This window comes from Marinobacterium aestuariivivens, assembly GCF_042661465.1.
In the GTDB taxonomy this organism is placed as follows: domain Bacteria; phylum Pseudomonadota; class Gammaproteobacteria; order Pseudomonadales; family Balneatricaceae; genus Marinobacterium_A; species Marinobacterium_A aestuariivivens.
The window spans coordinates 1,008,747-1,035,566 of sequence record NZ_JBHSWE010000001.1 but is presented as its reverse complement, the minus strand read 5'-3'; the positions used below and the strand labels follow the sequence as shown (position 1 = coordinate 1,035,566).

Here is a 26,820-nt window from a genome sequence, read left to right as displayed (position 1 = left end):
GTCAGGTCCCGGGACGGACAGCTTGGCTCGCAGAAGCCGCACTCGATGCACTTGTCGACCAGCGGGTCGGCCGCCGGCAGCGGCTTGAGGTTTTCAGGTGTACCCGCGGGTCGCGGTTCAGCAGCACGCCGGGGTTGAGAATCTCTTCGGGATCGAGCAGCGCCTTGAGCTGCCACATCAGCGCATACGCCTCCTGTCCCCATTCGAGTTCGACATAGGGTGCCATGTTGCGGCCCGTGCCATGTTCGGCCTTCAGGGAACCGTCGAAGCGACCGACCACCATCTGCGCCACGTCGTCCATCAGCCCTTCGTAGCGTTCCAGCGCTTGCGGTGTGTCGAAAGCCTGGGTGAAGACGAAATGCAGGTTGCCTTCGAGCGCGTGGCCGAAGATCAGGGCTTCGGGGTAATGCCACTTCGCGAAGATGCCGTGGAGCTCGGCGACGGCTTCGGCCAGTCGCTCCACCGGGAAGGCGACATCCTCGATGATCACGGTGGTACCGGTCGCCCGTACCGCCCCGACGGCGGGAAACAGCCCCTTGCGGATGGCCCAGTAGCGGCCGTATTCCGCGGCGTCCGAAGTGAAGCGCAGCGGCTGGCTGGTCGGCAGCTGGGCAATCGCCGAGCTGATGACGGCGACCTGCGTCTCGAGCTGTTCCGGCGTCGCGGCACGGGTTTCGACCAGCAGGGCGGCGGCGTCCCCGGGCAGCTCGCGTATAAAGGCGGGCAGGCCGGGCTGGTCCTCGACCGAGTGCAGGCCCGCGCGGTCGATCAGCTCCACCGCCGAGACCGGGGTGGACTTGAGCAGCGCGACCGCCTCGCAGCAGGTCCGGACCCGGTCGAAAAAGATCAGCGCCGAGGCCTTGTGGGGATGCTCGTCGACGGTGTGGTAGCTTATTTCGGCGATGAAACCGAGAGTGCCTTCCGAACCGATCATCAGGTGTTGAAGAATTTCGACGGGATCCTCGAAGTCGACCAGAGCATTGAGGGCATAGCCGGTGGTGTTCTTGAGCCGGTACTTGTGCTCGATGCGGGCGCGCAGCGCCGCATTGGCCCGGGTTTCACGGGCCAGGCGGTCGAGTTCACCGAGCGTTTTCCGGTGACTCTCGCGAAAGGCGGCGACCGAATCGGGATCGGCGGTGTCGATCAGGGTACCGTCGGCCAGAACCATGCGCATCGATGCCAGGGTTCTGTAGCTGTTCTGGGCCGTGCCGCAGCACATGCCGCTGGCGTTGTTGGCGGCAATGCCGCCAATTCTGGCAGCATTGATCGATGCCGGGTCCGGGCCTATCTTGCGGTTGAACGGCGCCAGAGCGCGGTTGGCCTGGGCGCCGATGACGCCGGGCTGCAGGCTGATCCGGCGCGCATCGTCCAGCACCCGATAGCCGTTCCAGCCGTCTCCGAGTTGCACCAGCACCGAGTCGGTGATCGCCTGACCGGAAAGGCTGGTACCGGCGGCGCGGAACGTCAACGGGATCTGCGCGGCGCGGGCGCGGCCGATCAGCCCGATCACCTCCTGCTCGGACTCGACCCGGACCACGATCTGCGGAATCAGCCGGTAAAAACTGGCGTCGGTGCCATAGGCCAGGGTACGCAGCGGGTCGATGATCAGCCGCGATTCGGGAATAAAGGTTTTCAGCTCGTGCAGAAAAGCCTGATAGGCCGGTTTCATTGTTATGGACCTCGTTTAAAATGCTTGAGGCGTTGGTGGGAGCGGCTAAAGCCACTCCCACTCACGGCACTCTCAGCCGTACGCCTTGGCCGGCAGCCAGAGCACCAGTTCGGGACTGAACACCAGGATCAGCAGGCCGATCAGCTGCAGCACGATGAACGGGATCACGCCGCGGTAGATCTGGCTGAGCTTGACGCCCGGCGGGCAGACGCCCTTGAGGTAGAAGAGCGCGAAGCCGACCGGTGGCGTCAGGAAACTGGTCTGCAGCGTCATCGCCACCAGCATCACGAACCACACCAGCTCAGGGTTGTCGACCACGCCGTAGCCGTCGATGGACAGCCCCAGTGCCGAGATCACCGGCGCCAGCAGCAGCAGCACGATCAGGGTGATCTCGATCCAGTCGAGGAAGAAGCCGAGCAGGAAGATCACCCCGAGGATGAAGAAGATGATGCCGTAGGGGCCGAACGGCAGCCCGGTGAGGAAGGACTCGATCAGCTCGTCGCCACCGAGCTCGCGCAGCACCAGCGCGAAGCAGGTGGCGCCGATGAAGATCGCGAAGATGTAGGCGGTGGTGTTGGTGGTGCCGGCCACCACGTCCTTCAGTACCCTGAGGCTGAACTTGCGGTTGTAGACGGCCAGCAGGGTGGCGCCCAGGGCGCCGACGCCGGAGGCTTCGGTCGGGGTGGCGATACCGGCGAAGATCGAGCCCAGCACCACAAGGATCAGCAGCAGCGTCGGCAGCACGTCGCGCAGCACGTTGAACACCACCTTGAAGGTCACCGGCTTGGCATCATGCGGTACCGGCGCCGCCGCGGGTTTGATCAGACCGTAGCCGAGGATATAGAGGATATAGAGGCCGCCCAGCATCAGGCCCGGCGCCACCGCGCCCATGAACAGGTCGCCCACCGACAGCGCCAGCTGATCGGCCATGATCACCAGCATGATGCTCGGCGGAATCAGGATGCCGAGGGTGCCGGCCGAGGCGATGGTGCCGAGCGCCAGCGGCATCGAGTAGCCCTGTTTGGTCATCGCCGGCAGCGACATCACCGCCAGCAGCACCACCGAGGCGCCGATGATGCCGGTCGAGGCCGCGAGGATGATGCCGATGGCGGTGACGGTGACCGCGAGCCCGCCGCGCACCCGCCCGAACAGCTCCTGCATCGAGTGCATCAGCCGCTCGGCGACGCCGGACTTGTCGAGCATGATGCCCATGAAGATGAACATCGGCAGGGCCACCAGGATCCAGTTGTCCATGATCTTCCAGAGCCGGTTCACCACCAGCCCCAGGGTCAGGAAGTCGAGCCCGGTGATGGTGTCGAAATAGGTATCGGAGAGCTGGCCGATAAAGGCGAAGAGGATGCCGATGCCGCCCAGCACCCAGGCCACCGGAAAGCCGGTGAACAGCAGCGCGATGAACGACAGGAACATCGCGATCACAAGAATTTCATTCGCTTCCATTGGACTACTCCCCCGGCTCAGCAAAACGACTTCACGGTAAAGCCGCGACAGCACGGCGAGCGCCAGCAGCGCCATGCTGGCCGGGATCACCGACTTGATCAGCCAGCGCCAGGGCAGGCCCGACGGCGCCGAGGAACTCTCGTTGATGCGCCAGGAATCGGCGACGAAGTCGAGGCTGTGCAGGAAGATCACGGCCAGGAACGGCAGCAGCAGCACCAGGATGCCGAGGATCTCGATGATGCGCTTGTTGCGGGTCCTGAAACCGGTGTGGAACAGGTCCACGCGGATATGGGAATTGGTGGTCTGGGCGTAGGCCAGGCCGAACATCACGCCGATGGCGTAGAGATGCCACTGCAGTTCCTCGAGGGCGATGAGGCCGTGGGAGAAGCCCTTGCGCAGCGTCACCTGCAGAATGATGACCAGCACCAGCAGCACATAGCACCAGCCGATGCCCAGCGTCAGGCGCTGGATGGCCGCGTCGATGCGGTCCGCCAGCGCCACGGCCGGCAGCTTGTTGTTGTCATGCACGTTTGAATGTACCTCGAAGGAAACTTGCAGAGAGTAACGAAAGGGTATCGACCTAGACATGTAGGGTGGAATGAGCCTGAGGCGAATTCCACCGGTGCTCTTGGCCGGCCCCAAAGCTGGATTGGCCTGGTTCCGCGCTTGCCTGATGTCACCGGTGGAATTCGGGCCTTCGGCTCTCATTCCACCCTACTTTTTCGGGTTACCCGTAACGCCTGACCTCGATCAATTCGCCTGCTTGCGCGGCAGGAAGGCGTTGGCTTCCCAGAGGTCGTAGCCTTCACGGAACTGGCTCAGGTCATCCCAGACCTTCTTGAAGAAGGGATCCTCGACGGATTTCTCGGCCGCGACTTCCTGCCACTTCTCGCTGAAGGTATCGAGCATGGTCTCGTTCCAGTAGCGGATCTCGACACCGTTCTGCTTCGCATCGGCCATCACCGGGAACTGCATCGCCTCGCCTTCGGCGATGGAGTTGGTCACCGAGGCCATGCAGGTGGTCTCCACGATGGCCTGCTGGCCTTCGCTCATGCCGTTCCAGGCGTCCTTGTTGATCAGCAGCTCGAAGATGGTGGCCTGCTGGTGCCATCCCGGGAAGTAGTTGTACTTGACGATCTTGTTCAGGCCCAGGCGCTGGTCGATCGCCGGCTGGGAGAACTCGGTGGCATCGATGGCGCCCTTCTCCAGCGCGCCGAAGATCTCGCCGCCCGGCAGTTGCACGGTGCCGACACCGAGTTTTTCCATCACCGAGGCGCCGAGACCGAAGAAGCGCATGTTCAGCCCCTGCAGGTCTTCCGGCTTCTCGATCGGCTTGGAGAACCAGCCCGAGGTTTCCGGCGACAGGATGGAGCAGGGCAGCACCTTCACGTTGTAGCCCGCGCTGTCGTACATCTCCTGGTAGAGGCTCATGCCGTTGCCGTAATAGAGCCAGGCCATGTATTCGCCGGCCTCGGGGCCGAAGGGCACGGCGGAGAACAGCGCCGCGGCCGGGATCTTGCCCTGCCAGTAGCCGGCGGTGGCATAGCCGGAATTGACCTTGCCCGACGAGACGGCATCGAGGATCTCGGGCGGACTGACCAGTTTGCCCGGCTCGTAGACCTTCATCCGGATGGAGCCGTCGCTGACCTTGTCGAGACGGTCGGCGACCCAGGTGATGGTGGTGCCGAGGGCCGGCAGGTTGGTGCCGAAGGCGACCGGGGTTTTCAGCAGTACCTTGTCGGCGGCCTGTGCCTGGGTGGTTGCGGCGGCAAGAGTGGCGCCCAGTACGGCGACGGAAAGCAGGGACTTGGCGAACTTTTTCATGAAGCATCCTCGGTAAGGCTTAGTTGTTGTTGTTGCTTCGGCGGTGGGGGTGGCCAGGCTAAAGTCACCGCTGGCCGTCACTTTCATAATTGGTCATACCAATTTACCATCGCCTGAGTGGGTACTGTATTTTTTTTGTTCGGCGGTTGTCAATGCTTTCGTGATATTCAATACCTGGACGATAGGAGGGGTGGTTGAACTTGGGGGCGCTTGAGGTTGATAATTGGTAAAACCAATTTTGCCTGTCGGTCGTTCCGGCTTTTGCGTTCAAGTCACAGGCGGGGGTCCGGTCGTTGACGGCGTGCCGAACCGCTCCTGCCGTTGCCGTCATCAGCGTCGTCGGAGGGAGAGATTCAGTGGCCTACCAGCGGGTAAAACAACCCAGGATTTCCGATGTCATCGTGCAGCAGATGGAAGAGATGATTCTCGAGGGTACCTTCAAACCGGGGCAGAAACTGCCGCCGGAACGGGAGCTCGCCAAGCAGTTCGAAGTCTCCCGGCCGTCGCTGCGCGAAGCGTTGCAGAAGCTGACGGCTAAGGGCCTGCTGATCAGCAGGCAGGGCGGGGGTACCTATGTATCCGAGGAGCTTGGCGGGTCCTTTTCCGACCCGCTGCTCGAGCTGTTCAAGACCCACCCCGAAGCGCAATACGACCTGCTTGAGTTTCGTCATGCGCTGGAGGGCGTGTCGGCCTACTATGCCGCCCTGCGCAGCACCGCCGCCGACCGCGAGGAGATACAGGCGCGCTACGACGACCTGCAGCGTTTTCATAGCGCAAGGGAGTTCGAGAAGGAGGTCAACGCCGACGTGGACTTTCATCTCGCGATCGCCGCCGCCACCCACAACATGGTGCTTCTCCACATGATGCGCGCACTGTTCAGTCTTCTGCGCCAGCACATAACCGACAACCTGCTGAATATCTATCCGCGCCCGGGCTACCGGGAAAAGATCCACGATCAGCACAGGGTGCTGATGGATGCTATCCTTGCCGGTGAGCCGGACAATGCGCGCAAGGCTGCGCACCACCACCTGTCCTACGTCGAAGAGGCGCTGCTCGAGGGTGAGCGGGAGCATACCCGCCTGGAGCGCGCGTTGCGCCGGGCCAACACCAGCCAGTAGCGGCTTCCGTCGCGTCCGCTTGACGGGCCGGTCGGGACGCCGCCCCGGGCCTGGTTTTACCGGCCTCGGATGTGAAAGGTATTTTTACTACAAGAGTGTCTGGAAAATCCGGGGATGTTGCGATCTTTTACCGATATGTGCATAATCGGTGACACCATTATGTAGTAATACTACAAGATAATAAGAACCAGACGATGGTCGGCGGGGCGAGACCTGCACAACAGGTTGTCAGCCTTGACGCTTAAGTGGGATTGACTGCTCGAACAATAATGAGTGGAGAAGGCAAAGTGCTAGATTTCGTTGAAGATATTGACCCGATTGAAACCCAGGAGTGGCTGGATGCACTGGAATCCGTTGCCAAGAGTGACGGCGATGAGCGTGCTCGCTACATTCTGAAAAAACTGGGTCAGAAAGCGACCGATATCGGTGTCGGCGGCGCCGGTACCATGACCACCCCCTACCGCAATACCATTGCGCCCAGAGATGAAGCCCGCATGCCGGGTGACCTGTTCGTCGAGCGCCGCATTCGTTCCTTTATCCGCTGGAACGCCATGGCCATGGTCATGCGTGCCAACGACAACAAGGAAGGGCTGGGCGGCCACATCTCGAGTTTTTCCTCGTCGGCAACACTGTACGACATCGGCTTTAACTATTTCTTTCGTGGCAACGAGGGCGAGCAGGACTCCGACATGGTGTTCTTCCAGGGTCATATCGCGCCCGGCATCTATGCCCGCGCCTATCTGGAAGGGCGTCTGACCGAAGAGCAGCTGGACAACTTCCGCCGCGAAGTCGACGGCAACGGTCTGTCATCCTACCCGCACCCTGGCTGATGCCGGACTTCTGGCAGTTCCCGACCGTGTCCATGGGTCTGGGGCCGATCCAGGCGATCTACCAGGCGCATGTGATGCGCTACCTGTCGGCCCGCGACCTGATCGATCGCGGCGACCGCAAGGTCTGGGCCTTCCTCGGCGACGGCGAATGCGACGAGCCGGAAACCCTGGGCGCGATCTCCCTGGCCGGCCGCGAGTCGCTGGAAAACCTGATCTTCGTCATCAACTGCAACCTGCAGCGCCTCGATGGCCCGGTTCGTGGCAACGGCAAGATCGTCCAGGAACTCGAAGGCATCTTCCGTGGTGCCGGCTGGAACGTCATCAAGTGCCTCTGGGGCCGTCACTGGGACCCGCTGTTCGAGAAAGACGAAAAGGGTCTGCTGCAGAAGCGCATGGACGAGGTCGTCGACGGCGAGCTGCAGAACTACAAGGCCAACGGTGGCGCCTACACCCGCGAACACTTCTTCGGCAAATACCCGGAGCTGGCGGAAATGGTGTCCGACCTGTCCGACGACGACATCATGAAGCTGAACCGCGGCGGCCACGACCCCTACAAGGTCTACGCGGCCTATCACGAGGCCTACCACCACAAGGGGCAGCCGACCGTCATCCTCGCGCAGACCGTCAAGGGCTACGGCACCGGTACCTCCGGCCAGGCGAAGAACGACACCCACTCGATCAAGAAGGTCGCGATGGACGACCTGAAGAGTTTCCGCGACAACTTCAACATCCCGCTGAGCGACGATCAGCTCAAGGAAGTGCCGTACTACCGTCCGTCGCCCGACTCGCCGGAAATGAAGTACATGTTCGAGCGGCGCAAGCAGCTCGGCGGCTTCTATCCGACCCGCCGCGCCGACTTCCAGAAGCTCGAGACGCCCGCACTCGATGCCTTCTCCAGCCAGCTGAAATCCAGCGGCGAGCGCGAGCTTTCGACCCAGATGGCGCTGAACCGCGTGCTCAACACCCTGGTCAAGGACAAGCAGATCGGTAACCGTATCGTGCCGATTGTGCCGGACGAGGCCCGTACCTTCGGTATGGAAGGCATGTTCCGTCAGCTCGGCATCTACAGTTCGGAAGGTCAGCGCTATGTGCCGCAGGACTCCGACCAGATCATGTTCTACAAGGAGTCGAAGACCGGTCAGATCCTCGAAGAGGGGATCAACGAAGCCGGTGCCTTCTCCGCCTGGCTGGCCTGTGCGACCTCGTACAGCAACAACAACTGCCCGATGGTGCCGTTCTACATCTTCTATTCGATGTTCGGCTTCCAGCGTGTCATGGACCTGACCTGGGCCGCCGGCGACAGCCAGGCGCGTGGTTTCCTGATCGGTGCGACCTCCGGCCGTACCACCCTGAACGGGGAAGGCCTGCAGCACCAGGACGGTCACAGCCACCTGATGGCGCAGATGATTCCGAACTGCGTCAGCTACGATCCGACCTATGCCTACGAGCTCACGGTGATCGTCCAGGACGGCCTCAAGCGCATGTACCGGGATCAGGAGAACAAGTTCTACTACGTCACCACCCTGAACGAGAACTACAGCCATCCGGAGATGCCGGTCGGTGCCGAAGAGGGCATCGTCAAGGGCATGTACCTGCTCGAAGAGGGCAAGGACGCGGAGCTGAAGGTTCAGCTGATGGGCTGTGGCTCGATCCTGCGCGAGGTGCGCGAAGCCGCCACCATCCTGCGCGAGGAGTTCGGTGTCGAGGCCGATGTCTGGAGCACCACCTCGATCAACGAACTGCGCCGCGATGCCCAGGCCGCCGAGCGCTGGAACCTGATGCATCCGGAAGCGGAGCCGAAGGTGCCGTACGTCACCGAGTGCCTGAAGGATCGCTCGGGGCCGGTCATTGCCTCGACCGACTACATGCGGATGTACGCCGATCAGCTGCGCGAGTACATTCCGGCCCGCTACAAGGTGCTGGGTACCGACGGCTTCGGTCGTTCCGACACCCGCACCAAGCTGCGCGAGTTCTTTGAAGTCAACCGTCACTATGTCGTTCTGGCTGCGCTGAAAGCGCTGCAGGAAGAGGGCAAGGTGCCGGCGTCCGACGTCGCCAAGGCGATGCAGAAGTTCAATCTGAACCCGGAAAAGCCGGCGCCCTGGACCGTCTGATTCCCGGCGAGCCCGCCGGATCCGTCCGGCGGGCGTTCAGAACTTCGTAACGGTTGAGAATGATTTTGAGGACATTATCGTGAGCACAATCACCATTACAGTTCCAGACCTGAGCGGCGCTTCCGATGTGGATGTCATCGAGGTGCTGGTCAAGCCGGGCGACCAGATCAGCGAAGGCGACAGCCTGATCGCGCTGGAAACCGACAAGGCATCGATGGAAGTCCCGTCCACCCACGGTGGCACGGTCAAGGAAGTGGTCATTCAGGAAGGCGGCGTCTGCAACGAAGGCGACCAGATCCTGGTGCTGGAAACCGCGGCCGCCGCGGCCGAGGCGCCGGCGCAGGCCGACCCGGCACCGGCTGCAGCCGCTGAGCCTGCCGCCGAAGCGCCCAAAGCCGAGCCGGCTGCGCCCGCCGCGGCCGCCAGCATCGAAGAGGTTCGGGTGCCGGACCTGAGCGGCGCGTCCGACGTCGATGTCATCGAAGTGCTGGTCAAGGCCGGCGATGTCATCAGCGAAGGCGACAGCCTGATCGCGCTGGAAACCGACAAGGCCTCGATGGAAGTGCCGGCCCCGATGGGCGGCACCGTCAAGGAGGTCAAGATCAGCGAAGGCGGCACCTGCAACGAGGGTGACCTGATTCTGACGCTGGAAGTGGCCGGCAGCGCTCAGGCCGATGCGCCTGCAGCGGCGGCTCCGGCCAGGCCGCGGCACCAGCACCTGCCGCAGCTCCGGCCGCGGCGCCTGCGAAAGCAGGCGGCACTGAAGAGGTCCGGGTACCGGATCTGAGCGGCGCCACCGATGTCGACGTCATCGAAGTGCTGGTCAAGGCCGGCGATGTCATCAGCGAGGGCGACAGCCTGATCGCGCTGGAAACCGACAAGGCCTCGATGGAAGTGCCGGCGCCGATGGGCGGCACCGTCAAGGAGGTCAAGATCAGCGAAGGCGGCACCTGCAACGAAGGTGATCTGATCCTGATTCTGGAAGTGGCCGGCAGCGCCCCGGCAGCCGAGGCTGAATCCGCTGCCGCCGTGTCGGCTCCGGCTGCGGCGCAGAAAGCCGCTTCCCCGGCGCCGGCTGCTGCACCTGCCCGCCAGGAGGCCAAAGAGGTTGCCACGGCGGACCTGGTTGCGCTGGAACAGAAGAATCGCAAGGTGCATGCCGGTCCCGCGGTGCGTGCCGTCGCCCGTGAATTCGGTGTCGAGCTGGCGCAGGTCAGCGGCAGCGGCCGCAAGGGCCGTGTCCTGAAGGAAGACGTGCAGCGGTTCGTCAAGGATGCGCTCAAGCGCCTGTCCAAGCAGCCGGCAGCGGCGGCGGTGACCGGCGGTAGCGGCATCCCGGCTGTGCCGGAGATCGATTTCAGCCAGTTCGGCGAGATCGAGATGCAGAAGATGAGCAAGGTGGCGAAGGTCACGGCGGCGAACATGACCCGCTGCTGGCTCAACGTGCCCCATGTGACGCAGTTCGACAAGGCCGATATCACCGAGCTGGAAGCCTTCCGCAAGGAAATGAAGGATGCGGCGGCCAAAGAGGGTGTGAAGCTGACACCGCTGCCGTTCATGATCAAGGCCGTGGCGCTGGCGCTGAAGGAAAATCCGAAGTTCAACGCCTCGCTGCACGCCGACGGCGAGCATATCGTCCTGAAGAAGTACATCAATGTCGGTCTGGCGGTCGATACGCCGAACGGCCTGATGGTGCCGGTGATCAAGGATGCCGACAAGAAGTCGATCTACGAGCTGTCCCGCGAGGCGGTCGAGCTGGCCGGCAAGGCCAAGGACCGCAAGCTGAAGCCGAACGAGATGCAGGGCTCCTGCTTCACGATCTCGAGCCTCGGCGGCATCGGCGGTACCGGTTTCACGCCGATCGTACCGACGCCGGAAGTGGGTATCCTGGGCGTTTCCAAGGCGGACATCGAACCGCGCTGGAACGGCAAGGAGTTCGAGCCGCGTCTGATGCTGCCGCTGTGCCTGTCGTACGACCACCGTGCGATCAACGGCGGCGATGCCGGTCGCTTCCTGACCTACCTGAACAGTCTGCTGAGCGATATCCGTCGCTTGGTGCTGTAGCACTTTGGAAAGACCCTTTCCAAATCCCTTGGCTTGGCCCCTCCGGGGCCCCGGTTTTATACAGAAAAGGCCGCTCTAACGAGCGGCCTTTTTGCTTATCGAAGGCGCGGACGGAGGGTGGGTAGAGCGATGCGTCCCATCTGGCCGAAACGCCTCGTACCTTGTACGGGCATCGAGAAACCGCCAGGGATGGTGGAAGGCCACCCCGTGGAAATCCGAACGCGGCCCGCCTGAAAACGCAGGAGCGGTTTTCAGGGAACCCGCCATATCGATCGTATTGCAGATCGATTGGTATCGGTTGGCAGAGCGGTTGTTGGGTTATGTGCCTCCGGCACTGCACCCAACCTACAGGGAAGTGGCTCCCGGTGCTATAGTGAGCGTCCAGCAAGGGGCTGGAGCAGCAAGGAGAATGCATGAAGGTGCTGGTCACCGGTGTCGCCGGTTTTATCGGCTTTCATGTCGCGCAGCGACTGTTGGCGAGCGGCTGTCGGGTAACGGGTCTCGACAACCTGAACGATTACTACGACCCGGCGCTCAAGCGTGCCCGGCTGTCACGGCTGGACTCGGAGCCAGGCTTCAGTTTCGTGGCGGCGGATCTGGCCGATCGCGCGGCCATCGCCGCACTGTTCGAGGTGAGCCGATTCGATCGCGTTGTCCACCTGGCGGCCCAGGCGGGCGTGCGCTATTCACTCGACAATCCCCGCGCCTATGTCGATGCCAATCTGGCGGGGCTGGTCAATATTCTGGAGGGCTGCCGGGCGCAGCAGCTTGCCCATCTGGTCTATGCCTCCTCGAGCTCGGTCTACGGCCTCAATACCCGGGTGCCGTTCCGTGAGGAGGACGCGGTGGACCACCCGGTTTCGCTCTATGCCGCCAGCAAGAAATCCGGCGAGTTGCTGGTCCATTCCTATTCCCACCTCTATGGCCTGCCCAGCACGGGCCTGCGCTTTTTCACGGTCTATGGCCCCTGGGGGCGTCCCGATATGGCGCCGATCAGGTTTGCCCGCGCCATCAGTGCGGGCGATGCGATCGATGTCTACAACAGGGGGCAGATGAGCCGCGACTTCACCTATATCGACGATATTGTCGAGGGGGTGGTGCGGGTGATGGATACCATCCCGCAGGCTCGGCCCGGCTGGACGCCCGAGACGGGCGCGCGCAACCATAGCTCGGCGCCCTATGCGGTCTACAATATCGGCGCCGGCCAGCCGGTCGGGCTGATGGATTTCATCCGTGCCCTGGAGGAAGCGCTGGGCCTGAAGGCGAGGATGAACCTGCTGCCGATGCAGCCGGGAGACGTGCCGCACACCTGGGCCTCGACACAACAGCTGTTCGACGCCACCGGTTTCCGGCCCTGCACCGGGCTCGACGAGGGTGTTGAGCGCTTCGTCAGCTGGTTCAGGGAGTATTACGGCTGAGGCATCACCGCTGACCTCGTTGATCAACTCTTGTGTAGGGTGGAATGAGTGCTGTTCAACGAATTCCACCGGCGGTTTCGGATTGCCCGGCCGATGATCCGTGGGTGTTTTGATTCGGCTCCACCGGTGGCCGGGACCACCCGGAGTGCGACTCACCGGTGGAATTCGCAGGCTCATTCCACCCTACAGTTGCTCTTTAAGGAAGGCGCGCAGCTCGTCGCCGGTTTGCGGGTTTTGCAGGCCATAGACCATGTTGGCCTGGAGGTAGCCGAGCTTGTTGCCGCAATCGTAGGACTTGCCATGCATGTGGAAGGCCTCGACCGGCATCTGCTGCAGCAGCGCGGCCAGGGCATCGGTCAGCTGGATTTCGCCGCCGGCGCCGCGGGGCGTGGTCTTGAGCAGTTGCATGATGCGTGCCGGCAGGATGTAGCGGCCGACAATGGCAAGATTCGACGGCGCGCTGTCCCGGGCCGGCTTCTCGACCATGCCGCGAATCGGGTGCGAATCGCCGCCCGACAGGCTGGCGCCGCCGCAGTCGACGATGCCGTAGCGCTCGACATGGGCCTCGGGTACCGGTTCGACCATGATCTGGGCCGTGCCCTCTTTGGCGAAGGCGGCCATCATGCCGGCCATATCGGCCGGGTGGGGATCCGTGACCCTGCGGTTGATCAGCACATCCGGCAGCAGGACCGCGAAGGGCTCGTTGCCGACGATGCCGGCGGCGCAGAGCACCGCATGGCCGAGCCCTGGGCGCGCGGCTGGCGTACCGAGACGATCTCGACTTCCGGCGGCTGGATGTTGCGCACCGAGGCCAGCTCGGCGATCTTGCCCTTGATCTCGAGTTCGGCCTCGAGCTCGTAGTTGGCGTCGAAGTGGTTCTCGATCGCCTCCTTGCCCGAACGGGTGACCAGAATGATCTGGGTGATCCCGGCGGCAATCGCTTCCTCGACGACATGCTGGATCACCGGCTTGTCGCCGACGGGCAGCATCTCTTTCGGGATCGCCTTGCTGGCCGGCAGTACGCGGGTGCCGAGTCCGGCGACCGGAATGACGGCCTTGGTTACGGTACGCATAGTCGCTTCGCTCTCCTGTTTCGGACCGGGGGCTCAGGCCCGGGTCATGAACTTGCCGGTTTCGGTATTGACCTTGACCTTCTCGCCCTGCTTGATGTACTCGGGCACCTGGATCTCCAGTCCGTTGGACAGCTTCGCCGGCTTGGTACGGCCGGTGGCGCTGGCCGCCTGCATGCCCGGAACGCATTCGGTGACTTCCAGTACCACCGAGGAGGGCAGCTCGACGGTGACGATCTGGCCGTCGATCAGCAGCGCGGTGATGCCCTCGAGACCGTCGCTCAGAAAGGGTGCCTGGTTTTCGATGGCGCTGGCATTGAGGCTGTACTGGTTGTAGTCCTCGATGTCCATGAAAGTCAGCAGATCGTCCTCGCGGTAGAGATAGGAGACCTGGCGCCGTTCCAGGGCGACGTTCTTGACGGTGTCGTCGCCGGTGAAGGTGACATCGTGCTTGCCGCCGTCGGGCAACTGGCTGAAACGGACCTTGTACAGGGTGTTGGCGCCACGGGAGGTGGGGTTGCGCACATCGACATTCTGCACCACGTAGACATGGCCATTGAGTTCGACGACATGGCCCCGCTTCAATTCGGATGCTTTGGGCATCTCAAAAACCTCGGTGTTGGGTTGAAAGGCCGCATTCTATTGGAAAATAGTGAGTTTCCGATAGACCTGTTGATTCGGGTTGCGCGTGATGCCTCAGGGTTTATCGAGCCGCTCGACATCGACGGCGACCTTCGGTGCCTGGGACTTGCCGCCGTCGAAGATCACGCCGCGCAGCGGCGCGACGTCGGAGTAGTCCCGTCCCCAGGCCGTGGTGATGTGCTGGTGGGCCGGCATGTTGTTGTTGGTCGGATCGAATTCGAACCAGCCTTCGTCCGGGGAGTAGACCGCGAACCAGGCATGGGAGGCATCCGAGCCGACCAGTTTCTCCTTGCCCGGCGGCGGCAGCGTCTCCAGATAGCCGCTGACGTAGCGGGCCGGGTAGCCCAGGGCGCGCAGGCAGCCGATCGCCAGATGGGCGAAATCCTGGCAGACCCCGCGGCGATGTTCCAGCACATCCGACAGCGGTGTGGCGACGGTGGTGAAGTGCGGGTCGTAGGTGAAGTCGCTGAATATGCGCTGCGTCAGATCCCGGGCCGCCGACAGCAGAGGGCGGTCCGGGAGGAACGAGGCCTCGGCATATTCGCGCAGCTGCGGAATCATTTTCACCATCGGCGATTCAAGCACGAACTCCCGCGCATCGAGGGTGGCTCGGTTCTGGCTGTCATGCAGCGCTTCGAGTGCCTGGGCACAGGTGTTGCCCAGGTCCAGATTCAGCTCGGGGCTGGTGCGGGCTTCGTCGATGCGGATGTCGCTGATCACTTCGATGGCGAGCTTGCGGTGCGGCACCTCGATCGAGAAGTGCAGCATGTTGTTGCCGAAATAGTCCTTGCGCTTGCGGCTGTAGGACGGCATCGGGTCGATATGCAGCTTGCTGCTGACACAGCTCTGGTACGGCGTATTGCGTGGCTGCAGGTGGGCCAGGTTGTAGCAGAGGCTGACCGGTTGCTGATACCGGTATTCGGTCAGGTGGCGGATGCGGTAGATCATAGTTCGCTGTTCCATCCGGTATTCACCAGCTGCTGCGGGCCGCCGGTATGATCGAAGAAATCGTCGCTGATCGCCAGGGCCACCTGGTTGAGGCGCTGCTGTACGAGTCGCAGCAGTTCGTCGAGCGCCTTGCGGCTCTTGTCGTTGTCTGCGGCGCCGGCCAGCAGGCTCATGTCGGTGAGCTGGACGGCTGAATAAACCTCCAGCACCAGGCGCTGTTCCCGCGGCAGCTCCGGCCCCTTGCTTCGGGCGGGCAGTTCGGCCAGGTCCTTGCGCAGCTTGTCGAGCTGGTAGATCAGCGAGCGCGGGTTGCTGCGGTCGATCAGCAGCAGTCCGAGCCCGCTGACGATATTGGTTTCGGCGCGATAACGGCGGCGGTAGGTATTCAGTGCCTCGGCGGTCAGCAGTGCCGACTCCAGGGCCAGGTCTTCGCTGCTGTCGCCGTGCACGGGCACCAGCAGCGCGCGCAGCAGGGTGGCGACCTGCTGCGCCTTCTCGAGGCGCCGGCCGATCTGCAGGAAGCGCCAGCCCAGGCCGCGGAACATGCTGTCCTGGTAGAGGCCGCTGAGTGCCAGCAGGGCGGTGATCAGCGGATCCAGTGTCTCTTCCGGCGCCGAGGTCATGCCGCGGGACACGGCGCCTTCGAGGCCGTTGAGCTCGTCGCGGATATCGTTGATGATGCGCTGGATATCGGCCGACAGCAGCTCCTTGACCTCCTCGGCGCAGTTGAGCATCGCCATCAGCGAGGCCTTGACGCTGCCGGTGCGGCGGCTGTCGCTGATGACGGACAGCAGTTCGGGCTCGGGCTTGCGGAACAGCCCGGGGTCGTCGACGGTAAAGCCCGGCAGGGTGAGGGTCACCTCGGTCACGGCACGCAGCAGCAGCCGGTCGGCGCCTTCCGGCAGCCGGTAGGCGCTGTTGAGCTGGACGAACACGGTGCGCAGCAGGCGGATGGCGGTATCGGCACGCTCGCCATAACGGCCCATCCAGAACAGGTTTTCCACCATCCTGCTCGGCAGGTTGGTGTACTGGCGCAACTGCGGCAGTGTGTCGGCGCCGGGGCGGGGCTGCAGGCTCAGCTGTTTCTCCGGTTCCGAGGCCAGCACCCAGGTATCCTTGCTGATCGAGCCGATCTGGTTGGCGATCAGGCGGCTTTCCTGCTCGAGGCCGACCCGGGTCAGGCCGCCGGGCATGACGGCGTAGGCGCCCTGGCCCGCGACGGTGAAACTGCGCAGCAGCGATGGTCGCGGCTGCAGGTTGCCGCCCTGCCAGCTCGGGACCTGGGATGGCGAGACGAAGGCCTGGGCTGCATACTGCTGCGGATGCAGGCGGATGCGCTCGGCCAGTTGGCGCCTTTGGGTCCTGGACAGATCGAAACCGAACTGGCTGTATTCGCCGGCCTGGCGCGAGCAGCGCTTGATCACCAGCTGGTCGAGGTGGGCCAGCACGTAGGCCCGGTCGTCCGGATCGCCGCACCACCAGGCGGGTGCCGACGCCAGTTGCAGTGCGTGGCCGAGGAAGAACTGACTGATCTGTGGCAGATATTTCAACAGCGCCGGGTTTTCGAGCACGCTGCTGCCCATCGGGTTGGCCACCGCGACCCGACCGGCGCGTACCACCTCCAGCAGGCCGGGGACGCCGAGGCGCGAATCGCTTTTCAGTTCCACCGGGTCGCAGAAGCTGTCGTCGACCCGGCGCAGGATGACATCGACCCGGGTCAGGCCGTCGAGGGATTTCATCCAGACAAAGCCGTTGCGCACCGTCAGGTCGCCACCCTGAACCAGCGGATAGCCCAGGTAGTTGGCCAGGTAGGTGTGCTCGAAATAGGTCTCGCTGTAGGCGCCGGGGGTCAGGATCACCACCGTGGGCAGGTCGCCGCCGGAGAGGTTGCCCGGCGGCGCCAGCCGGCTCAGGGTACGGCGCAGGGTATTGAAGAACAGCGACAGCCGGTGCACATGGCTGTCGCGAAAAGGCTGGGAAAGACGCGCCGCATCACGGTACGGTTTTCCAGCGCATAGCCGGCCCCGCTCGGGGTCTGGGTGCGGTCGCCGATCACCACGATCTTTCCGTCGGCGTCGCGCACCATATCGGCACTGTGCAGGATCAGCTGGTTGTCGCCCGGCAGCCGGATGCCCTGGCAGGGACGCAGGAATCCCTTGTGGCTGAACAGCAGTTCCGGTGGCAGGAGGCCGCAGCGCACCAGTTCGCGCCGGCCATAGATATCGCCGAGCAGCAGGTCGAACAGCTCGGCCCGCTCAGCAAGGCCCGCTTCGATCTGACTCCACTCCTCGCTCTCGAGCAGCAGCGGTACCGGGTCCAGTCCCCAGGTGCGGCTGGCCAGGTCGTCGCTGGTCTGGGAATAGGTGGCGCCATCGTCGCGCAGTATGCGTTCGGCCTTGCGCTGGCGCTCGTGCAGGGTGTCGCTGCCGAGTTGATGCAGGCTGCCAAGCAGGTACTGCCAGTGCCGCCGCATCCGGCCGTCGGCGTCATAGACCTCGTCCGTCAGCCCCGGCGGGCGGGGGTAGAGCTGGACGGCGGCCGGGTCCGGTGCCTCCGGCTGTTCGGTGAAAGTCATCCCGTTGTCCTGCGCGCTGTTGGCAAAGTCATAGTATACGGCGGTCGGTGCCGCGCTTTACAGGTTGCGGCGCAAATCCAGGGTATGGGGATATTCGTCGCTCGGTTCCTCCGGAGGGGCGCCATCGGCCGCGGCGGCGTCTGGTGCGGGAAAAATTCGCGAATCGCGTTGAAGGCGGGCGGCGGGGTCAGCGGCCCCGGCGTATGGCCATGGTCCCAGAAACGGTTGACGCGCCGTGCTTCGGCCTCGAAGGCGTTGACCGGGTAGCTGTCGTAATGACGGCCACCGGGGTGGCTGACATGGTAGGTGCAGCCGCCGATGGACAGGCCGTTCCAGGTATCGATAAGGTCGAATACCAGCGGGCTGTGGACGCCGATGGTCGGGTGCAGCGCCGAGGGGGCTGCCAGGCGCGAAAGCGCACGCCGGCGACATATTCGCCCTGGCGGCCGGTGTTGTGCAGTGGCACCCGGCGACCGTTGCAGGCCAGCACGTAGCGCCCGTCGGTGAGGCCGTTGACCCTGACCTGCAGGCGCTCCACCGAGGAGTCGACATAGCGGGCGGTACCGAAACTGCTGATCTCTTCGCCCAGCACATGCCAGGGCTCGATGGCCCAGCGCAGCTCGAGGCTGATATCGTCGATGTTCACGCGGCCGTAATGGGGGTAGCGGAACTCCTCGAACGGTGCCAGCCAGTCGAGCTGGAACGGGTAGCCGTGTCGCTGCAGGTCCTGGACCACGTCGCGGATATCGGCCCAGGCATGGTGGGGCAGCATGAAACGGTCGTGCAGCTCGGTGCCCCAGCGCACCAGTGGCTTGCGATAGGGCTTCTTCCAGAAGCGCGCCAGCAGTGCGCGCAGCAGCAGGGCCTGCACCAGCGCCATGCGCGGGTGGGGTGGCATCTCGAAGCCGCGAAACTCGAGGATGCCCTGGCGACCGGAGGCGCTGCCCGGGGCATAGAGCTTGTCGATGCAGAATTCCGAGCGGTGGGTATTGCCGGTGATGTCGACCAGCAGATTGCGCATCAGGCGGTCGACCAGCCAGGGCTGGTCGATGACGCCGTCGGGCATCTGGGAGAAGGCGATCTCGAGTTCGTAGAGAGCCTCGTCACGGCCTTCGTCGACCCTCGGCGCCTGGCTGGTGGGGCCGATGAACATGCCGGAGAACAGATACGACAGGCTCGGATGGTGCTGCCAGTAGGTCACCAGACTGCGCAGCAGGTCGGGGCGGCGCAGCAGGGGGCTGTCGGCCGGCGTGGCGCCGCCCAGGGTAATGTGGTTGCCGCCGCCGGTACCGCTGTGGCGGCCGTCGAGCATGAAGGACTCGGTGCCCAGTCGCGACTGGTGGGCTTCGTCGTACAGCGCCTGGGTATTGCCGACCAGCTCGCGCCAGCTGCCTGCCGGATGAACATTGACCTCGATGACGCCGGGGTCCGGCGTGACCAGCAGGCGCTGCAGACGCGGATCCCGTGGCGGTTCGTAGCCCTCGATCACCACCGGCAGCTGCAATTGCGCGGCGGTGCGTTCGAGCGCATTGATCAGCAGCACATAGTGCTCGAGGTGCTTGAGCGGCGGCAGGAACAGGTGCAGGCGGCCGTTGCGCGGCTCGACGCAGAGGGCGGTGTGCAGCACCCGGGCCTCGTCTCCGGACGGAGGCCGGTCGTCGGCGCAGTCTTCCATCAGGCTGCGGCTGTCGACCGGGTTGGAGGGCTCGCCGAGGCTGTAGGCCGGCAGTGGAACCGGCTCCGCGAAGGGGTCGCGTTCCGGCTCTATCTCGCGCTTCTCCCGGGGGACCCAGGGCAGGGCTTCGAGCGGCAGCCTAAAGCCCATCGGCGAGTCGCCCGGAATGAGCACCAGCGTCTCGCGGCGCGTCTCCCATCGGCAGCTGCGCCAGGCCGAGTGGTCATGGTCCCAGCCAAGCGGCAGCACAAAGCCGCTGACGCTATCGAGCCCACGCTGAAGCAGCCGTGCCAGGCGTTTGCGTTCGAGGCTGTCCGATAGGTCTGCGTTCAGAGGGTCGACATTGATCGGCAGATCCTGCTCCATGTCGAGATAGTGCAGGGCGTCCTCGTAGGCCGGATGTATGAAGTCGGCGGAAAGGCCAAGCTCGAGACACAGCTGGTGGACAAAGCGCTCGGCCTCGGCCAGGCCGTAACCGAGATCCTGGTCGACCCGGGCCAGCAGTTTCGGGTCGTGCCACAGTGGCTCGCCGTCGAGGCGCCAGAAGCAGCCCAGGGCCCAGCGCGGGAGTTCCTCGCCGGGATACCATTTGCCCTGGCCATAGTGCAGCAGGGCCTTCGGTGCGAAGCGCTCGCGCAGGCGCAGCAGCAGGTCCTTGGCCAGGCGCAGCTTGTCGGCGCCGAGGGCCTCGGTGTTCCACTGCGCCGATTCCATGTCGTCGATCGAGACGAAGGTCGGCTCGCCGCCCATGGTCAGGCGCACGTCGAGGGCGTCGAGGTCGGCATCGACGGCATCGCCGAGGGCCATGATCTGCTGCCACTGCTCGTCGCTGTAGGGCCGGGTCACCCGCGGATCCTCGTGGATGCGGTAGACCTGGTTGCTGTATTCGAATTCGACCTCGCATTCGTCGGTAAAGCCGCTGATCGGGGCCGCCGAGGCCGGATCCGGTGTGCAGGCCAGCGGGATATGACCTTCACCGGCGAAAAGGCCGGAGGTGGGGTCGAGACCGACCCAGCCGGCGCCGGGAATGTAGACTTCGCACCAGGCGTGCAGGTCCGTAAAGTCGGCTTCGGGTCCGGACGGTCCGTCCAGCGCCTTGACGTCCGGGGTCAGTTGGATCAGGTAGCCCGAGACGAAGCGGGCGGCCAGCCCGAGGTGGCGCAGAATCTGGACCAGCAGCCAGGCGCTGTCGCGGCACGAGCCCTTTTTCAGCGCCAGGGTCTGCTGGCAGCTCTGGATACCCGGTTCGAGGCGGATGCCATACTCGAGCTCCTGTTCGAGGCGCTGATTCAGCGCCACCAGGAAGTCGATGATGTGGATCTTTTCGCGGGGCACCGATTCGACCCACTGTTGCAGCAGCGGGCTGTCCTGCTCCGAGGCTTCGAGGTAGGGAAGCAGCTCTTTGGTGAGGCTTGCGTCATAGCGGAACGGGAAGTGCTCGGCGTACTCCTCGACGAAGAAGTCGAAGGGGTTGATCACCGTCATGTCCGCGATCACCTCGACCTCGATACGCAGCTCGTCGCTCTTTTCCGGAAAGACCAGGCGTGCCAGAAAGTTGCCGAAGGGGTCCTGCTGCCAGTTGATGAAGTGGTTTTCCGGGCGGATCCGCAGCGAATAGCCATGGATCCGGGTGCGGGAATGGGCGGCCGGGCGCAGGCGCAGCACATGGGGCGAGAGGTTCACCCGTCGATCGAACTTGTAGCCTGTCACGTGATGGATCTTGGTGCGAATGGTCATGTTGACCCCTTTCTTGAGTCTGAGACCGCCGACGGGGCCGGCGGACCGGGACGTTCCATTCAGTCGTGCAGAAACCAGTTGCCGGAAATGCGGTGATGGACTTCGGCCAGCATCAGTTGCAGGTCGTTGAGATAGTCGCGGAAGTCTTCATCGAGTGGCGTGTCTTCCTCGATGCCGTAGGCCGGGAGACTGGGCCTGATGGCCTGGTGTTGCTGGCTGCTGCCGGGCAGACGATCGGCGGCCGAGCCGATCTGGCCAAGGCAGAACTGCACCGAGCGGGGGAACTGTTCGTCCTGCAGCAGGAAGCGTGCCACCTCGGCGCCGCTGACGGCGGTGCGTACAGTACGGCGGTAGGCCATATAGGCGCTGGCCGAACGCAGTACATTGCCCCAGACGATCTGATCGAGATTGGCCGCCTCCGTTTCGCTGGATAGCAACAGTGCTGCCGCGCCGGCATCGAGCAGGCGGGTGGTCATGTCGGCGCGCTCGAGGTTGCACCCCAGGCGGAGGAAGTGCCAGGCGGCGTCGCGGCTCATGTTGCTGCCGAACAGGCCGTTGATCCCCTGACAGCCTTCGATGATCTCGTTGAGAAAGGCATGGCGGCCGTTGCGGTTGATGCCCTGCTGGATGTTGTGACTGGCAAACAGCTGCAGTTCGTTGACCAGCTCCCAGGCCTCGCTCGGCAGGACATCGCGGGCGGTGCGGATATTCTCGCGCACCAACAGCAGCGACGACAGCATCGAGCTGGGGTTGGTATCGTCGGCAAGGGTAAACTTCACCACGTTGCGTTCGTCCTGCACCCGATAGCGCTCGTGGAACAGGTCGGTACTGCTGTTGATCACCACCAGGTTGAACCAGCCGATATTGACGCTGCGGGGCAGGTCGAACAGCAGGTTGTCGTAGACGCTCACCAGGCGGGCGGTATTTTCGACACGCTCCAGGTAGCGTGCCGCCCAGTACATCCGTTCTGCTACGCGGGACAGCATCATTTCGCCTCCGTATCGACGATCCAGGTATCCTTGCTGCCACCGCCCTGGGACGAATTGACCACCAGGGAGCCTTTCTTCATCGCCACCCGGGTCAGGCCACCGGTGGTGACATAGGTTTTTTCCGCCTGCAGGATGAAGGGGCGCAGGTCCAGGTGGCGCGGTTCCAGGCGGTTATTGTCGACCAGGGTCGGCGCGGTCGACAGGGCCAGCGTTGGCTGGGCAATGTAGTTGCGCGGGTTGGCTTTGATCAGCTCGGCGAAGCGCGCCTGGTCCTTCTTGGTCGAATGGGGGCCGACCAGCATGCCGTATCCGCCGGACTCGTTGGCCGGCTTGACGACCAGCTGGTCGAGGTTGGCCAGTACATACTCGCGCTGTTTGTCATCTTCGCAGAGATAGGTTTCGACGTTGTTGATCAGCGGGCTCTCGTCGAGATAGTACTTGATGATCTTCGGTACGTAGGCGTAGATCACCTTGTCGTCGGCGACACCGGCACCCGGTGCATTGGCCAGGGCGACAGTGCCCTTTTTCCAGGCGCGCATCAGTCCCGGGACGCCAAGCACCGACTCCTTGTTGAACACTTCGGGGTCGAGGAAGAGGTCGTCGATGCGGCGGTAGATGACGTCGACCCGGCTCAGGCCATCAATCGTACGCATGTAGACATGGTCGTCGTCGCCGACCACCAGATCGCTGCCCTCGACCAGCTCGGCGCCCATCTGCTGGGCCAGAAAGGCATGCTCGAAATAGGCCGAATTGAAGATGCCGGGGGTCAGCACGACGATTTCCGGCTGCTTGACGCGGCGCGGCGACAGGGCGGCCAGGGTATCGAACAGCCTGGCCGGGTAATCGTCGATCGGCATGATATTGTCGTTCTCGAACAGCTCCGGCAGGACCCGCTTGGTGATGGCGCGGTTCTCGAGCATGTAGGAGACGCCGGAGGGGACCCGCAGGTTGTCCTCCAGCACGTAGAACTCGCCGTCGGAATCGCGCACCAGGTCGGTGCCGCAGATATGGGCCCAGACGCCGAACGGCGGCGAAATGCCGATGCATTCGCGGCGGAAGTTGCTCGAGTTCTCGATCAGATGGCGCGGCACGACCTTGTCCTTGAGGATGCGCTGGTCGTGATAGAGGTCGTCGATAAAGAGGTTTAGCGCCCGCAGCCGCTGCTCCAGCCCTGCCGCAGTCTTGTCCCACTGTTTGCGCGAGATGGTGCGCGGTATCAGGTCGAAGGGCCAGGCGCGGTCTATATTGCCCTCCTCCGTGTAGACGGTAAAGGAGACGCCCATCTCCTGGATGGTGGCTTCGGCCATTTGGCGCCGCTTCTCCAGCTCCGCCTCCTCGAGGCCGGCCAGATAGTTCGCAAGCTTGCGTGCCGGTACGCGCGGGTTGCCGGGCGTGCTGATCAGTTCGTCGAAGATATTGCCAGGGTCATACTCTTTCCAGTTGATACTCATGACTGAGGCCTTCTGCAAGATCCTGTTGCAGCGTTGGCACCTATTCAGGGCGTCGCCTGTGCCAAGCTGGCGCTTGGGTGCCCTTTTTGGTGGCGCTGGTTCGGGTAGGGCTGGTGTTTCCGTTGTCGTAGCAATAAGCAGGCCAATGTCGGCAGCCGCATATCGCCAAGTCCGGGCTGGAGTAGCACCAAAGGAAAGTCTAGCAGTATGTAGGTTGGAATGAGCAACGCAGTTGCGAATACCGACGGATGAAAGCCGGAGATCTTCCCGGAATTCGTTTCACTTATTCCAGGCTACAGGTTTGAAAGCTGAGATGACGCGAAGATCGAACAGAATGGTCGGGGTGACAGGATTTGAACCTACGACCCCTGCCTCCCGAAGACAGTGCTCTACCAGGCTGAGCTACACCCCGACATATCCGTTCTGATTGTGGCCCTGGGGCCCAACTGCGATGCAGTTGTTGAAGCGGGAAATTGTGTTGGTCGGGGTGACAGGATTTGAACCTACGACCCCTGCCTCCCGAAGACAGTGCTCTACCAGGCTGAGCTACACCCCGAACCAGTGCCCGGCGGACCTGTTTGAACCAGATCGCGCTGAACTGGGCGCAAATTCTACGCCGGGGCGGAATGATGTCAAGTGTTTTTTTAAAAACAAATGTTTAGTGAGGAAAAAGCCGCAAGCTGAAAGGGCACAGGCTGGAATGAGCAACGAAGTAGCGAATTCCGACGGATGAAAGCCGGAGATCTTCCCGGAATTCGTTTCACTCATTCCAGGCTACGGGCTATTGCATTTCGACTTCACCCAGGAGGCCGGCGGTGTCGGGGCAGCCCAGGCGGCTGGTGGCCGTCAGCACGTTGGCCAGATGGTCGTAGGCAACGCGTTGCTGCTTCAGGATCTGTTCCGCTTCGCCGAGGGCTTCCTCGACGCTGAGCTGGCCGTTGCGATGCTCCTGGCTGATCGTCAGGCTGCGCTTGTCGTTGGCGACGATGCGCTTGTAGGTGTTCTTGGCTTCGATGTTCATGCGAAAGCAGGCCGCATAGATGCCGTCCTTGACGGTCTGTTCGTTGCCGGTCTCGGCGGCAAGGGTGGGGGCGGTCGTCAGGGCGGCGGTCAGCGACAGGCAAAAAATCCTTTTCATTCAACTACTCCGTTCGGAAAAGGTTGAGGCGCTGACAGTATAGCGAAGATGAGGTCTTGTAGGAGCAGCGCCTCGCTGCGAATGCCGGCGATAGATATGAATCTTCGCCCGGAGGCCGGGCTCCTCCGGCTTGAAGCTTTCTTTTCCTCTGGGTAAAGTGCGCGCACGAATTTTGAACGACAGGGGTTTGTGCGGGTATGACGCCGTTGGAACGCTACAAGCGAGATCTCGAGCGGGATGATTTTTCCTACGATCCGGCACAGGAGCAGGCGGTCAAACATCTGCAGCGGCTGTTCGATGAGCTGGTCGCGACGCCTGTCGAGCCCCGGCGTGGGCTGATGCAGCGTCTGGCGGGAGGCTGGAAAAAACCGCAGCGCGAACCGCTGAAGGGGCTCTATTTCTGGGGCGGGGTGGGACGCGGCAAGACCTACCTGATGGACACCTTCTACGATACGCTGCCGTTCGAGCAGAAAACGCGCACCCACTTCCATCGCTTCATGCAGCGGGTCCATCAGGATCTTAAAACCCTGGCCGGCACCAAGAACCCGCTCGAGGAGATCGGCCGGCGCTATGCCGCCGAGGCGCGTGTCATCTGTTTTGACGAGTTTTTCGTCTCCGATATTACCGATGCGATGATTCTCGGCGGGCTGCTCGAGCAGCTGTTCGCCAATGGCGTGACCCTGGTCGCCACGTCCAACATCGTTCCCGATGGTCTTTACAGGGACGGGTTGCAGCGTGCCCGCTTTCTGCCGGCGATCGCGCTGCTGAACCGGTACACCGACGTGGTCAATGTCGACAGTGGCGTCGACTACCGTCTGCGCGCGCTGGAGCAGGCAGAGCTTTACCACTGCCCCCTCGATGGCCGTGCCGACGAGAGCCTCAACCGCAGTTTCGAGGCGCTGGCGCCGGACCTGGAGGAGGCGGTCGAAGGTGAGGTGTTAGAGGTCAACGGTCGCGGTATCCGTTCGCGGCGCTGCTGCGAGGATGTGGTCTGGTTCGATTTCACCGATATCTGCCTGGGGCCGCGTTCCCAGAACGACTATATCGAACTGGCCAAGGTCTACCATGCGGTGCTGGTGTCCAACGTGCCCCGGCTCGGTCGCAGCAACGATGACGCGGCGCGTCGCTTCATCAACATGGTCGACGAGTTCTACGACAGCGGCGTCAAGCTGATCCTGTCGGCCGCCGCGCCCATTCACGAGATCTACACCGAAGGGCGGCTGGAGTTCGAGATCCAGCGTACCCAGAGCCGGCTGCTGGAGATGCAGTCCCACGAATACCTGGCGCGGGCGCACAGGGCATAACGACGCTGGAGGCAGCGCCGCGTTTTATTCTGACGTAGGGTGGAATGAGTGCGGTTCAACGAATTCCACCGGTGGTATCAGGTTGGTCCGGGGGCGAGAAGCCCCGCCGGTATCTGATGTCACCGGTGGAATTCCCGCCTTCGGCGCTCATTCCACCCTACGTCGCAGGCGGGCAAAATTTACTTAGGTGGCTATCGCATTTTCGGTGCGGCTCGCCTATAATGCGCGCCTCCCTTTTTTAGGGTGTGTCCGTTGCGTCGGGGTGGGTCCCGGCACAACCAAGAATTATAAGTCAGTTCGGCGGCAGGTCCTTCGGGGCTGTGGCGAGAGCTGAGTTAAATGAAGGCAATATACAGATGAAAACTTTTGTTGCTAAACCAGCCGAAGTGAAGCGCGACTGGTATGTTATCGATGCCGAGGGTAAAACCCTGGGTCGTCTGTCTACCGAAATTGCCCGCCGTCTGCGTGGCAAGCACAAGCCGGAATACACTCCGCACGTTGATACCGGTGACTACATTGTTGTAGTCAACGCCGAGAAAATCGGTGTGACCGGCAACAAGCGCAAGGACAAGATGTACTACCGTCACACCGGTTACCCGGGTGGTCTGCGTGAAGCATCCTTCCAGAAAATGATCGATTCCCATCCGGAGCGTGTCATCGAGATCGCGGTCAAGGGCATGCTGCCGAAAGGTCCGCTGGGTCGTGCCATGCACAGCAAACTGAAAGTATACGCTGGCACCGAACATCCGCATCAGGCTCAGCAGCCGAAAGAACTGAACATTTAAGGGGAAGGCAG

13 protein-coding genes, 2 tRNA genes and 6 pseudogenes are annotated in these 26,820 nt (G+C 63.0%); 6 read left to right on the top strand and 15 right to left on the bottom strand.

Annotated features, from left to right (window positions below):
• Position 1: 1 nt before the first annotated feature.
• The 4 genes and pseudogenes from ACFQDL_RS05420 to ACFQDL_RS05405 all read right to left on the bottom strand — a co-directional run bounded on the left by ACFQDL_RS05420 (position 2) and on the right by ACFQDL_RS05405 (position 4,951).
• Positions 2 to 1,669, bottom strand: a complete 1,668-nt coding sequence (locus ACFQDL_RS05420; RefSeq protein ID WP_379908143.1) for an FAD-binding oxidoreductase — start codon at positions 1,667 to 1,669, stop codon at positions 2 to 4.
• A gap of 72 nt (positions 1,670 to 1,741) precedes the next feature.
• Positions 1,742 to 3,127 carry a TRAP transporter large permease gene (locus ACFQDL_RS05415; RefSeq protein ID WP_379912893.1) on the bottom strand — a complete coding sequence of 462 codons (1,386 nt, stop codon included), beginning with the start codon at positions 3,125 to 3,127 and terminating at the stop codon, positions 1,742 to 1,744.
• 39 nt (positions 3,128 to 3,166) lie between these two features.
• Positions 3,167 to 3,715: pseudogene (locus ACFQDL_RS05410) on the bottom strand (TRAP transporter small permease subunit); the annotation flags it as partial.
• A gap of 162 nt (positions 3,716 to 3,877) precedes the next feature.
• Complete coding sequence (locus tag ACFQDL_RS05405; protein WP_379908142.1) at positions 3,878 to 4,951, bottom strand: TRAP transporter substrate-binding protein; 1,074 nt, start codon at positions 4,949 to 4,951, stop codon at positions 3,878 to 3,880.
• A 356-nt stretch (positions 4,952 to 5,307) separates the two neighbouring features.
• Between ACFQDL_RS05405 and pdhR the strand changes: the two genes are divergently transcribed.
• From pdhR to ACFQDL_RS05385, 4 genes and pseudogenes are all read left to right on the top strand, one after another.
• A complete protein-coding gene (gene pdhR / locus ACFQDL_RS05400; RefSeq protein ID WP_379908141.1) occupies positions 5,308 to 6,069 on the top strand; it encodes a pyruvate dehydrogenase complex transcriptional repressor PdhR in 762 nt (253 codons plus the stop codon).
• A gap of 269 nt (positions 6,070 to 6,338) precedes the next feature.
• Positions 6,339 to 9,013 (top strand): annotated as a pseudogene (aceE, locus tag ACFQDL_RS05395) (pyruvate dehydrogenase (acetyl-transferring), homodimeric type).
• Positions 9,014 to 9,092: 79 nt separating this feature from the next.
• A pseudogene (gene aceF, locus ACFQDL_RS05390) lies at positions 9,093 to 11,077 on the top strand (dihydrolipoyllysine-residue acetyltransferase).
• 413 nt (positions 11,078 to 11,490) lie between these two features.
• Positions 11,491 to 12,495 carry an NAD-dependent epimerase gene (locus ACFQDL_RS05385; protein ID WP_379908140.1) on the top strand — a complete coding sequence of 335 codons (1,005 nt, stop codon included), beginning with the start codon at positions 11,491 to 11,493 and terminating at the stop codon, positions 12,493 to 12,495.
• Between the two features lie 183 nt (positions 12,496 to 12,678).
• Here ACFQDL_RS05385 and galU read toward each other — a convergent pair.
• From galU to ACFQDL_RS05330, 11 genes and pseudogenes are all read right to left on the bottom strand, one after another.
• Positions 12,679 to 13,568, bottom strand: a pseudogene (galU, locus tag ACFQDL_RS05380) (UTP--glucose-1-phosphate uridylyltransferase GalU).
• A 33-nt stretch (positions 13,569 to 13,601) separates the two neighbouring features.
• Positions 13,602 to 14,168: an elongation factor P-like protein EfpL gene (efpL, locus tag ACFQDL_RS05375; RefSeq protein WP_379908139.1), complete on the bottom strand. Its 567-nt coding sequence runs from the start codon at positions 14,166 to 14,168 to the stop codon at positions 13,602 to 13,604.
• Positions 14,169 to 14,261: 93 nt separating this feature from the next.
• Positions 14,262 to 15,170 (bottom strand): transglutaminase family protein, encoded by a 909-nt coding sequence (locus tag ACFQDL_RS05370; RefSeq protein WP_379908138.1) that lies wholly within the window; start codon positions 15,168 to 15,170, stop codon positions 14,262 to 14,264.
• Positions 15,152 to 16,141 (bottom strand): alpha-E domain-containing protein, encoded by a 990-nt coding sequence (locus tag ACFQDL_RS05365; RefSeq protein ID WP_379912891.1) that lies wholly within the window; start codon positions 16,139 to 16,141, stop codon positions 15,152 to 15,154. Before ACFQDL_RS05365 ends, ACFQDL_RS05370 begins: the two co-directional genes overlap by 19 nt.
• A 243-nt stretch (positions 16,142 to 16,384) precedes the next feature.
• Positions 16,385 to 17,628 (bottom strand): annotated as a pseudogene (locus ACFQDL_RS05360) (circularly permuted type 2 ATP-grasp protein); the annotation flags it as partial.
• 159 nt (positions 17,629 to 17,787) lie between these two features.
• Positions 17,788 to 21,142 (bottom strand): annotated as a pseudogene (locus ACFQDL_RS05355) (transglutaminase family protein).
• A gap of 59 nt (positions 21,143 to 21,201) precedes the next feature.
• Positions 21,202 to 22,131 (bottom strand): alpha-E domain-containing protein, encoded by a 930-nt coding sequence (locus tag ACFQDL_RS05350; protein ID WP_379908137.1) that lies wholly within the window; start codon positions 22,129 to 22,131, stop codon positions 21,202 to 21,204.
• Positions 22,128 to 23,582, bottom strand: coding sequence for a circularly permuted type 2 ATP-grasp protein (locus ACFQDL_RS05345; RefSeq protein WP_379908136.1), 1,455 nt, complete (start codon positions 23,580 to 23,582; stop codon positions 22,128 to 22,130). The genes ACFQDL_RS05350 and ACFQDL_RS05345 overlap by 4 nt, the downstream gene beginning before the upstream one ends.
• A 335-nt stretch (positions 23,583 to 23,917) precedes the next feature.
• A tRNA-Pro gene (locus ACFQDL_RS05340) sits at positions 23,918 to 23,994 on the bottom strand.
• A gap of 67 nt (positions 23,995 to 24,061) precedes the next feature.
• Positions 24,062 to 24,138, bottom strand: a tRNA-Pro gene (locus tag ACFQDL_RS05335).
• 225 nt (positions 24,139 to 24,363) lie between these two features.
• On the bottom strand, positions 24,364 to 24,720 hold the full coding sequence (locus tag ACFQDL_RS05330) for a hypothetical protein (RefSeq protein WP_379908135.1): 357 nt from the start codon (positions 24,718 to 24,720) through the stop codon (positions 24,364 to 24,366).
• A 197-nt stretch (positions 24,721 to 24,917) separates the two neighbouring features.
• Here ACFQDL_RS05330 and zapE point away from each other — a divergent pair, with 197 nt between their 5' ends.
• A complete protein-coding gene (zapE, locus tag ACFQDL_RS05325) occupies positions 24,918 to 26,024 on the top strand; it encodes a cell division protein ZapE (RefSeq protein WP_379908134.1) in 1,107 nt (368 codons plus the stop codon).
• 356 nt (positions 26,025 to 26,380) lie between these two features.
• Positions 26,381 to 26,809 (top strand): 50S ribosomal protein L13, encoded by a 429-nt coding sequence (rplM, locus tag ACFQDL_RS05320; protein ID WP_379908133.1) that lies wholly within the window; start codon positions 26,381 to 26,383, stop codon positions 26,807 to 26,809.
• Positions 26,810 to 26,820 lie beyond the last annotated feature (11 nt).